Here is a 10,719-nt window from a genome sequence, read left to right as displayed (position 1 = left end):
CCCCCCCCCCCCCCCCCCCCCCCCCCCCCCGCGCGGCCGCGCCCCCCCCCCCCCCCCGCGAACTGGTAGAACTCCGGGATCCCGCGTCCGGCCAGCAGCCACGCGAGGCGGTCGCCGAGCATCGCGGCGACCCCGGCGGCCAGGAAGATGATCAGATTGCCGCCGACCAGCAGGCTGGCCGCGCCCGCGAGCAGCCCGGCGGCCCCGGTGAGCAGCCAGCTGCCGTAGGGGTGCCGGTTGCGCCGGATGTCGGCGAGCCGCCGGTAGGCGTCCTCCAGGGTGGCCTCGCCGGCGGTGACACCGTCCACGAGGCGGTAGACCGCGGCGAGCCGGGTGTAGTCGGTGCCGCGGCGGCGGACCGTACGGCTCATGGTGAGCGGCGGGTCGGTGAGCGAGGGCTGGTAGGAGATGCCCAGCAGGGTGAAGGTGACGTTGGGCTCCACCCGGGCGAGGCCGTAGGCGTAGGCGACGCCGAGCATCGCCGCCTCGACGTCCTCCGCGCCCTCGCCGCCGGCCAGCAGCAGTTCGCCGATCCGCAGGGTCAGGTCGAGCACCCGCGGCACCGACACGGTGTGGCCGGAATCCGGCCGGTCCAGGGCGACGTCGGGACCCGGCCGATCGGTGACCGACAGCCGGACGAAGGTCCGCATGCGGTCCTGCCAGCGCGCGTCCCCCGGCGGCAGGGCGATGACCGGGATGCCCTCGGGCGGGGTGAAGGCCGAGCCGTAGCCGTTGGACGGCGCGGCGGGCCGCGGCCCGGTGTCCGGTTCGCGCCCCTGTCCCGGCCCCGGGCCGTCCGTCACAGGCCGCCCTCAGTTCTTCTGCGCGCGGTGCCGGCCGGCACCGCGCGGCGCCCCGACGGCCTCGGGGACGTCCGCGCCCTCGGCCGGCTCCGGCTGCCCGGACGCCGCCTTGCGGCGCGAGCGCAGGTACTCGATGCCCAGCGGCACCACCGACACCAGCACCACCAGGACGAGGATCGCCTCGATGTTGTCCTTCACGAATTGGACCTGGCCGAGCCAGTAACCCAGCAGCGTGACTCCGGCGCCCCACAAGGTGCCGCCGATCACATTGAAGGTGGCAAAGGTGCGGTAGTTCATTCGGCTGACGCCTGCGACGATCGGGGTGAACGTTCTGACCACCGGTACGAAGCAGGCCATCACGATGGCTTTGGGTCCGTGGTGCTCGAAAAACGCGTGCGCCTTCTCGATGTTCTCCATCTTGAACAGCCGCGAGTCGGGACGGCTGAACAACGAGGGGCCGACCTTGCGGCCGAACAGGTAGCCGACCTGCTGCCCCACCACCGAGGCGACCGCGATCAGCGGGGCCACCAGCCACAGCGGCCGGTCCAGGGTGCCGCCGGCCACCAGCAGGCCCGTGGTGAAGAGCAGCGAGTCGCCGGGCAGGAAGAATCCGATCAGCAGCCCCGACTCCGCGAACACGATCAGCAGCACGCCCCACAGGCCGTACGTGTTGATCAGATGGTCGGGAGAGAGCCAGCTCGGGCCGAGCGCGATGTTCGTCACGATCCAAAAGTATCAATCCAGTGTTGATACAAACGTTCCGCAACCTGCGACTAGTGCACTACCTTCTCCGCAGTGTCACCCATGCACCCGATGCACCACCGCATGTCCGGAAAGTCATCCCCGTCCTCCCCCCACGTGCCCCGTCACTGCGTCCGAACCACCTGGCGGCTCCCGTTATGACTCGCGCCATCTCCCTGCACGAAGTTTCCAAGTACTACCCGAAGCAGCCGTCGCCTGCCGTGGACCGGTTCTCGCTGGACATCGCGCCGGGTGAGTTCCTGGTGCTGCTCGGCCCCTCGGGCTGCGGCAAGTCGACCGTCCTGCGGATGATCGCGGGCCTGGAGGACATCACCACGGGCGAGCTGCTGCTCGACGGCGAATACTCCAACGACCTGGCGCCGGGCGACCGCCGGATGGCCATGGTCTTCCAGAACTTCGCCCTCTACCCGAGCATGACCAGCAGGGAGAACATCGGTTTCCCGCTGCGGTTCGAGATGCCCGGCGAGGAGCACGGGCCGCGGGTCGACGAGACCGCCCGCATCCTCGGCATCGAGGAGATCCTCGACCGCTACCCCGGGCAGCTCTCCGGCGGTGAGCGCCAGCGCGTCGCCATGGGCCGGGCCATCTCCCGGCACCCCTCGGTCTTCCTGATGGACGAGCCGCTGTCCAACCTGGACGCGAAGCTGCGCGCGCACCTGCGCGCCGAGATCGCCCGCCTCACCCACGGCATGGGCGTCACGACCGTCTACGTCACCCACGACCAGGCCGAGGCCATGTCGCTCGGCGACCGGGTCGCCATCATGCGCAGCGGCGTACTCCAGCAGATCAGCAGCCCGCGCGAGGCGTACCACCTGCCGGAGAACGTCTTCGTCGCCGCCTTCGTCGGCACCCCGCGGATCAATCTGCTCCAGGCCACCGTGATCGCCCCGCTGACCGGCGGGATGTGGATCGACTTCGGCCGCCAGCGGCTCGGGCTGCCGGAGCCGCTGAACTACGACCACCAGATGCTGCGGATCCAGCAGGGCCGCCCGGTCATCGTCGGGCTGCGCTCGGAGGCGGTACGCATCGCCCAGCCCAGCCAGGCGCACGCCGGCGAGGTGGTGCTCAGCGGGATCGTCGAGCACGTTGAATACCAGGGCCACGAGTCGCTGGTCCACCTCAACACCGGCTCGCGGCCCGCGCTGGTGCCCGAGCTGGAGGCGCCGCGGCCGGCCGCCGCCGCGAAGAACGGCTCGCGCCGGGGTTCGAGCGGCGGGGTCGGGCTCGGCAAGCTCGCGCAGAAGGCCGCACGCCGCATTCAGGCCAGTGTCATGGAGCGCGACGGCTCCTCGTCGGCCGCCGGCCTGCCGCCCAAGCCGCAGCAGGCGCCGGTGTCGGTCATGGACCGCCCCTCGACCCCGGAGACCCAGACCGGCGACCTCGTCGTACGGACCGGGCCGGACATCCGGGTACGCCGCGGTGACCGGGTCCCGCTGCTGGTCGACCTGGCGCACCTGTACGTCTTCGACCACGAGGGCCAGCGCATCTGCCCGGCCCCCGCGCAGCAGCCGCGCCTGGAGTAGCCGCGGCTGCGCGCCGCCCACCGCCGGGCGATGCCTCGTCCCACGGGAACCGAGGAATTCGGCGGTGGGCAGGAACAGGGCTCCGCCGTGGTCCTGACCCGCCTCCGCCGCCCCCGGAGGGGCGCCCGCCCGGCCCCCTCCAGCGCCGCGCGGACCCGTGTACGCGGACGTATCGTGACGGGCATGTCACTGCACAGAGGCTCAGCAGGTCCGCAGGCGATGGCGGTGAACCCGTTCTTCGGCGAAGCCGACCCGGTCGGCGGCATGGACACGGCACCCCCCAAGCACCGGCTGCCTGACGGGCCGATGACGCCGCACGCCGCGTACCAGCTGGTGCACGACGAGCTGATGCTCGACGGCAACGCGCGGCTGAACCTGGCGACCTTCGTCACCACCTGGATGGAGCCGCAGGCCGACGTCCTGATGGCGGAGTGCCGCGACAAGAACATGATCGACAAGGACGAGTACCCGCGGACCGCCGTGCTGGAGCGGCGCTGCGTGTCGATCCTGGCCGACCTGTGGAACGCCCCCGCCCGGAACGCGGTCATCGGCTGCTCGACCACCGGCTCGTCCGAGGCGTGCATGCTCGCCGGGATGGCGCTCAAGCGCCGCTGGTCCAAGCGCGCCAAGGGCTACCCGGCGACGGCCAGGCCCAATCTGGTGATGGGCGCGAACGTGCAGGTGTGCTGGGAGAAATTCTGCGCGTTCTGGGAGGTCGAGGCCCGCCTCGCGCCGGTGAGCGGCGACCGGCTGCACCTGGACGCGGACGCGGCCCTCGCGCTGTGCGACGAGAACACCATCGGGGTGGTCGCGATCCTCGGCTCGACCTTCGACGGGTCCTACGAACCGGTCGCGGAGATCTGCGCGGCCCTGGACGCGTACGAGGAGCGCACGGGCACGCACATCCCGGTGCACGTGGACGGCGCGTCCGGCGCCATGATCGCGCCCTTCCTGGACGAGGACCTGGTGTGGGACTTCCGGCTGCCCCGGGTCGCCTCGATCAACACCTCGGGCCACAAGTACGGCCTGGTCTACCCGGGCGTCGGCTGGGCGCTGTGGCGGGACTCCGACGCGCTGCCCGAGGAGCTGGTCTTCCGGGTGAACTACCTGGGCGGCGACATGCCGACCTTCGCGCTGAACTTCTCCCGCCCCGGCGCGCAGGTGGTGGCGCAGTACTACTCCTTCCTGCGGCTGGGCCGGGACGGCTACCGCGCGGTGCAGCAGTCCAGCAGGGACGTCGCGGGCCTGCTGGCCGGCCGTTTCGCGGAGCTGGACGACTTCCGGCTGGTCACCCGGGGCGACCAGCTGCCGGTCTTCGCGGTCACCACCGCTCCCGAGGTCACGTCCTTCGACGTCTTCGACGTCTCCCGGCGGCTGCGCGAGCGCGGCTGGCTGGTCCCCGCGTACACCTTCCCCGCCGACCGGCAGGATCTGGCGGTGCTGCGGGTGGTGTGCCGCAACGGCTTCTCCGAGGACCTGGCCGGTCTGCTGATGGAGGACCTGGACCGGCTGCTCCCCGAGCTGCGGCGCCAGCCGCACCCGCTGAACCGCCCCGAGTCGGTGGCGACGGCCTTCCACCACTGACCGCCATCCCCACGGCAGGCCCTAGTCCCGGCGGACCGCCAGGACGGCGCGGTCGTCGTTGCCCGGCGGGCAGCCCTTCGTCCAGGCGTCCAGGTCGCCGCGCAGGGCGTCGACGGTCTGCTGCGGGCCGGGCTGCGGGCACAGGCCGGGCAGCCGGAGCTGCGGGTCGTAGAAGTCGCCCGCCAGATTGCGGGACTCGGTCACCCCGTCGGTGATCAGCAGCAGCGTGGCGCCGTGCGGAAGGGCCAGCACGTCGGGCGCGGAGCGGACTCCGCCGAGCCCGTGCATGCCGAACGGCAGGTCGGGCACGGTCGGCTCCAGGGCGCGTACGTCCCCGTCCGCGGTCAGCAGATACGGCGACGGGTGGCCGCGGTTGACCAGCCGCAGGGTGCCGCTGTCGGGGCAGAACTCTGCCAGTACGCCGGTGGTGAAGCCTTCGAGCCGGTTCTCGTCCTCCCGCTCGGCCTTGTAGCGCTCCAGCGCCCGGTCCAGCCGGTGGGCGAGCCGCGGCAGGTCGGGCTCGGAGTCGGCGGCCTCGCGGAAGGCGCCGAGCAGCACCCCGACGGCGCCGACCGCGCCCAGGCCCTTGCCGCGGACGTCGCCGATCATCAGCCGGATGCCGTAAGGGGTCGCCTGGGCGGCGTAGATGTCGCCGCCGATCCTGGCCTCGGACGCGGCCGCGTCGTAGCGGGCGGCGATGCCGAGCGGACCGATGCGCTGCGGCGGGTCGGGCAGCAGTGCGCGCTGGGCGGCCTCGGAGACACCGCGCACGGTCGCCAGGCGCCGCCCGTAGCGGCTGAACGTGCGGTTGACGAAGAGCGCGATGACGGCGGCCAGCAGGACGCTGCCGATGTCGGACAGGCCGTGGTGGTCGACGAAGCGGTCGTCCTCAAGGATCAGCGTGAACATCGCGAGCAGCGCGCCGGCGCAGGTGGCCACGGTCGCCCGGACGCCCTGGGTGGCACCGGCCAGTACGCAACCCGCGGCGAGCAGCGGGTCGCCGGTGTAGGGGGCGGGTGTCAGCAGGTCGAAGACCACGGCGGCCACGACCATCCCGCCAGGGATCCACCGCACGAGCGCGGTGGGCCAGCCGGAAGTCACAGTGTCCACTTTATGACGATATGCACATACACCGGGTCGTCGTGCGGTCCCGCCCGGTCTGCGGCACCGTGAGAGGGCACCCCCGACCCCCAAGCGAAGGGCAGTCCGCCATGGCCGAGCACACCTACCGGGTGACGGAGATCGTCGGCACCTCGCAGGAAGGCGTCGACGCCGCCGTACGCAACGGCATCAGCCGCGCCGCACAGACCCTGCGCGGCCTCGACTGGTTCGAGGTGACGCAGGTACGCGGCCACCTCGTGGACGGCGTGATCGACCACTACCAGGTGGGCCTCAAGCTCGGCTTCCGCCTGGAGTCGCCCGAGTAGCCCCGCTTCGCGGAGCCGGCCGGGCAGACCGCCGGGGGCGACCCCGGAGAACCGCCGGGAGTCCGACCGGGCAGGAACCCGAGGACCACCGGGAGCCCGTACCGCCGCTCCCCGTACGCACCCGCGGACCCGCCCGGCGGCGGGAAACCCCCGCATGGCGCACTCCCGTACGGCCCAGCCTTCCTCGCATTGTCGGACTGATCGTCACATCATGTTGTCGTCAAGGCGGGTTTTGTGCCGGTTTCCTACGGTTACCGCCGTCGATCAGACTCGGGAGCAGCCATGAGCCAAGCAACGCCCGGCCCGCAGACACCGCATTCCGGGCCGGGCTCGCCCCGGCACGACGCGGACCGGCACGCCCTGGCGGCGGGCGGCACGGTCTTCGCTGGCGTCCTGCTGCTGGTCGGCGGCGTGCTGGCGATCCTGGAGGGCAGCGTCGGCATCGCGAAGAACTCGGTCTACGTGGTGACCCGCGGCAGCTACGCGTACAAATTCGACGTGTCCTCCTGGGGCTGGATCCACCTCGTCCTCGGCATCATCGCCGTGCTCATCGGCGCAGGCCTGCTCCGGGGCGATGCCTGGGCGAAGTACGCGGGCATCGCCATCGCCTCGCTGAGCCTGATCGCGAACTTCATGTTCCTGCCCTACCAGCCCGCCTGGTCGCTGATCATGATCGCGATCGACATCTTCGTGATCTGGTCGCTGGCCACCTACCACTCCAAGCGCGGCCGGGCGCAAGGAGGCGCGCTGTGATCGGCATCCCCTCGAACCCCACACTCGACCAGCTCCGGCGCTGCACGGTCGCCGTGGACCTGGGCGCCGCACGCACCCGGGTCTTTCTGCGCGGCAGCGGCCTGGTCGCGGACGAGCCCAGCGTGGCCGCGATCGACATCCGTACCGGCGCGCTCATCGCGGTCGGCGCGCAGGCCGAGCAGATGGCCGGCCGCACCCCCGAGCACATCAGGGTCTCCCGGCCGGTCGCGGGCGGCGCCGTGGTGGACATCGCCATGGCCCAGCGGATGCTGCGGCACATCCTGGGCGACAAGCTCGGCCGCCGCAGACTGCGGGTGCCGGTGGTGCGGGCGGCGGTGTGCGCCCCGCACGGCAGCGAGCCGATCGCCCGCAGGGCCGCGGTCGAGACGATGTACGGGCTCGGCGCGCGCCGGGTCGAACTGGTGGACACCCTGATCGCCGCCGCGGTGGGCTGCGGGCTGCCCGTCGAGCACCCGGAGGCCACGATGATCGTGGTGTGCGGGGCGGGCACCACCCAGGTGGCGGTGCTCTCGCTGGGCTCGATCGTCTCGGCGGAGACCGTGCCGGTCGGCGGTGACGCGATCGACCGGGCGGTGGTGCAGCACCTGCGCACCGCGCACGAGCTGATGCTGCCGAGCCAGTCCGTACGCCCGCTGCACCAGATGCTCGGTGCCCCCGCCACCGGCGGCACCCCCACCACGGAGGTGCACGGCAGGGACGTGGCCAGCGGGATGGCCCGCTCGGTGCTGGTCGACACCGAGGGCGTCAGGCACGCGATGCGCACCCCGCTGAACGCGGTCCTGGACGCCATCACCGGAGTGCTCCGGCGCTGCCCGCCCGACCTGGTCGCCGACCTGGGCGACCGCGGCATCATGCTGGCGGGCGGCAGCGCGCTGATGCCCGGCCTCGACCTGATGCTGCGCCAGGCCACCGGCATGCCGGTGCTCGTCGCGGAACGCCCCGACGTGGTCGCCGTCCAGGGCCTCGGCGCGATGATCGAGGGCCGCGTCCGCCCCATGCTCCTGGACCCGCTGACCGTCTGACCCCCGCGGCCGGGCCGGGCACGCCACCCGGCCCGGCCTCTGTCAGCTCTGGTGGCGGTAGCGGCACTGGGCGATCGGCACGAGCCGTCCTCGACCTTGCGGATCAGCCGCCAGCCCCGGCCCACCCCGCCCACCTTGCCCACCTTGCCCACCCGGCTCATCCGGCTCATCCGGCTCATTGGCCGGGAAGGCGGCGGACCTGGCCTGGAGGACTCTTGTGCGGATTGACATGCTACGGACACCATAGCGGGGATGCGGAAATCTACCCGCATAGATCGGCTCCGTCCTGCATGCCCACAGACCGCCGCCCCACCGCTGACCAGCGACAGCGGCACGCCTCCAGGAGGAACCCCCCGTGCACCTCACCGCAAGCAAGCGCGCCGCGATCACCCTCGCACTCGGCGCGTCGTGCGTTCTGGCCGTCCAGGGCCTCGCGCTGCCGTCCGCGCACGCGGCCACGCCCGCCGCGGCGCCCGCGAAGTCGGCGGTCTCGCCGGTCGGCGCCGCCGAGACCGCTGTCGCGCGCAGCCTCGCCGCCTCCCTCGCCAGCCCCGGGTGGCGCGCCCAGGTGCGTACCGCCGCACTCGGCTCGGCCCAGGTCGACCTCGGCTCGCTCACCGCGGGCAGGACCGCTCCCGCAACGCTCGCCGCCGCCGTCTCCGGCGCCGGCCGGCAGATCGCCGCCGCCAAGGGGCTCGGCGCGGACGCCGGTTCGCTGCTGCGCGTCCGGCTGGGCGCCGACTCGATGAAGGCCGCCCTGACGCCGGACGCCGTCCCGCTGGTGGCCGTCGCCGGCGACGACGACAAGGGGGCGGCGGTCACCGCGTACGACAGCGCCGGCCGCGTCCACACGCTCAGTGCCCGGCAGGCGCCCAGCCGGCCCGTCTACGTGGTGGACATCGACGTGGACAAGGCCGCCGCGAGCGGTCTGGCCCAGGTCGACAAGGCCTTCCGCAAGGCCGGCCTGACCGCCCCCGCCGCCACCGGCGGCTACTGGAGCACCAAGGTGAACTCGGTCTACCTCAACGACGACGAGGAGCCGTGGATCCTCGGCGACGCCGAGATCTTCTCGATCGTCAGCGGGTTCGGCTTCGACGGCAAGGTGCGGGTCGACACCGTCGACATGCCGTACCTGGACAAGGACGGCACCACCTACTACCCCAACCAGATCCTGGTCAACTGGTCCAACTACAAATACAACCTGGCCGACGTCGTGATGATGGAGGACGACGGCGACACCAACTACGCCTCGCTGGCCAAGGCGCTGGCGGACGCCCTGCTCACCATCACCGACCAGGGCGCCTACATCCCGCTGGTGGACGCGATCCTGGCGGCGATCCCGTCGGCCTGGTACACCAACGACGCCGACTACGTCGACTCCTGGTACACCCTGGCGCAGGGCTCGTCCGGCCAGCTCAACGGCGCCCGCGGCAACGGGCGGCTGAACGTGTCGCCGTACTTCGTCCAGCAGTTCTGACCCCCGGGCGCCACGGCGTCCACCACGAGGTCCGCCGCCGCCCGTTCCCCTGCCGGGCGGCGGCGGGCAGCGCTTCCGGCTACCGGCTGTCCCGCAGGTTCGCCCGGTCGGCCGCGGACTCGCCGTGCTGCCAGCCGTCCGCGTCCCGCGCCCTGAGGCGGGAGGTGGCCGTCGTGGGGAAGAGGCGGCGGGCGGTGTCCTCCACCGCCCGCGCGCGGGAGGCCAGCGCCGGGAGCAGGCCGGGGGCCGGCTCGGCCGCTTCCTCCTGCGCGGTCGCGTCGGCCAGGCGTACCCGGATACGGGACGCGTAGGCGATCAGGAACGACTCGCGGAAGTCGCGGGAGCGGGACGTACGGCCGCCGTGCAGGGCGCGGTCGGCCTGGACGAGCAGCGAGGTGTAGAGCAGTTCGACGGCGTCGAGGTCGGGCGCGTGGCCGACGACCGTCGAGAAGCCCAGCTCGGAGGACCAGACGGACCGGCAGCGGTTCGCCTCGGCGACGGCGTCCAGCAGGAGGGCCTTCGCGCCCTCGTACGGCCGCTCCACGGCGATCCGCCGGGCACCGGCCCCGCTCCCGTCCCCGGGGTCCACGTGGTCGCCGTGGGACGCGGCCAGCAGCGCCGCGTCGATGCTGTGCCGGGCCATCAGGTGCTGGGCCTTCGCCGACAGCGCCTCGGCCTCGTCCGGATAGCCGGTCGACTCCGCCTTCGCCAGCAGCGCGCGGATACGGGTGAGCATCTTGTGCGGCGCGGCGCCCCCGCCCGGCGTGCCGAGGGCGGGGATCGGCGGGAGGCGGGCGTAGAGGCAGAGCAGTTCGACGTACGCGGTCGCGGCGGCGAAGCCGGTGAGCCGTTCGGCCTTGGCGAAGCCGCTGAGCGGCTGGGTGCCCAGGCCGGCCGCGAGGCGCTGGTGCAGCGGTCCGAGTTCCCGCCGTACGATCCGCGCGAGGTCGGCCGGCCGCCATCCGCGCCGCCCGCACTCCCCCACCACCCGCTCGGCGCAGCGCGCCGCGACGGCGTCCCGGTCCCCGTCCGCCGCGAGCACGGACGCGGCGGCGTCCACGTCATCGGCGCCGGCACCGCTGTGCGCGGCGTGGGCGAAGGCGGCGGCGAAGGTGTCTTCCACCCCGCCATTGTCCCTGGCGGGACGCGCGCCGGGTCCTTCGCCCCGGGCGCCCCGGCGGGGCTATTCGGCCTGGGCCACCTCGATCGAGCCGTGGAGGTCGTGGGCGGCCTCCACGGCGCAGGCGGCGGAGAGGGTGAGGCAGGCGGCCAGGACGGCGGCCTGGGCGCGGGGGGCCCGCGGGGGGCTAAAATACCCCCCAACACCCCCCCCGGCCCCGCTCAAAA

General features: G+C 72.9%; 10 protein-coding genes. 6 read left to right on the top strand and 4 right to left on the bottom strand.

Annotation, left to right across the window (positions count from 1 at the left end):
• Together V7E46_RS29260 and V7E46_RS29255 are read right to left on the bottom strand one after the other, a co-directional pair.
• Nucleotides 1-803 (bottom strand): threonine/serine ThrE exporter family protein (locus tag V7E46_RS29260; RefSeq protein WP_333771253.1); only part of this gene is annotated, 803 nt, incomplete at its 3' end.
• Between the two features lie 9 nt (nt 804-812).
• Complete coding sequence (locus tag V7E46_RS29255; protein ID WP_333771252.1) at nt 813-1,526, bottom strand: DedA family protein; 714 nt, start codon at nt 1,524-1,526, stop codon at nt 813-815.
• Nucleotides 1,527-1,702: 176 nt separating this feature from the next.
• On the opposite strand from V7E46_RS29255, the gene V7E46_RS29250 reads away from it, so the two are divergent.
• Nucleotides 1,703-3,088, top strand: a complete 1,386-nt coding sequence (locus tag V7E46_RS29250; protein WP_333771251.1) for an ABC transporter ATP-binding protein — start codon at nt 1,703-1,705, stop codon at nt 3,086-3,088.
• A 183-nt stretch (nt 3,089-3,271) separates the two neighbouring features.
• Nucleotides 3,272-4,672, top strand: a complete 1,401-nt coding sequence (locus tag V7E46_RS29245) for a glutamate decarboxylase (RefSeq protein WP_333771250.1) — start codon at nt 3,272-3,274, stop codon at nt 4,670-4,672.
• Nucleotides 4,673-4,693: 21 nt separating this feature from the next.
• Here V7E46_RS29245 and V7E46_RS29240 read toward each other — a convergent pair whose 3' ends face one another.
• A complete protein-coding gene (locus V7E46_RS29240; RefSeq protein ID WP_333771249.1) occupies nt 4,694-5,782 on the bottom strand; it encodes a PP2C family protein-serine/threonine phosphatase in 1,089 nt (362 codons plus the stop codon).
• A gap of 101 nt (nt 5,783-5,883) precedes the next feature.
• Between V7E46_RS29240 and V7E46_RS29235 the strand changes: the two genes are divergently transcribed.
• The 4 genes from V7E46_RS29235 (at nt 5,884) to V7E46_RS29220 (ending at nt 9,372) form a co-directional block, all read left to right on the top strand.
• Complete coding sequence (locus tag V7E46_RS29235) at nt 5,884-6,099, top strand: dodecin (RefSeq protein ID WP_329178081.1); 216 nt, start codon at nt 5,884-5,886, stop codon at nt 6,097-6,099.
• A 282-nt stretch (nt 6,100-6,381) separates the two neighbouring features.
• Entirely contained in the window at nt 6,382-6,852 is a 471-nt protein-coding gene (locus V7E46_RS29230) for a DUF7144 family membrane protein (protein WP_333771248.1), read from the top strand.
• Nucleotides 6,849-7,895 (top strand): rod shape-determining protein, encoded by a 1,047-nt coding sequence (locus V7E46_RS29225; protein ID WP_333771247.1) that lies wholly within the window; start codon nt 6,849-6,851, stop codon nt 7,893-7,895. Before V7E46_RS29230 ends, V7E46_RS29225 begins: the two co-directional genes overlap by 4 nt.
• 355 nt (nt 7,896-8,250) lie before the next feature.
• Nucleotides 8,251-9,372 carry a DUF3103 family protein gene (locus V7E46_RS29220; protein WP_333771246.1) on the top strand — a complete coding sequence of 374 codons (1,122 nt, stop codon included), beginning with the start codon at nt 8,251-8,253 and terminating at the stop codon, nt 9,370-9,372.
• Nucleotides 9,373-9,451: 79 nt separating this feature from the next.
• Here the strand turns inward: V7E46_RS29220 and V7E46_RS29215 are convergent, their stop codons facing one another.
• Nucleotides 9,452-10,495: a DUF2786 domain-containing protein gene (locus V7E46_RS29215; RefSeq protein ID WP_333771245.1), complete on the bottom strand. Its 1,044-nt coding sequence runs from the start codon at nt 10,493-10,495 to the stop codon at nt 9,452-9,454.
• Nucleotides 10,496-10,719: the final 224 nt, after the last annotated feature.

The sequence above is a fragment of the Streptomyces sp. IBSBF 2435 genome (assembly GCF_036815005.1).
Taxonomy (GTDB): domain Bacteria; phylum Actinomycetota; class Actinomycetes; order Streptomycetales; family Streptomycetaceae; genus Actinacidiphila.
This window is presented reverse-complemented; position numbering and strand designations above follow the sequence as displayed.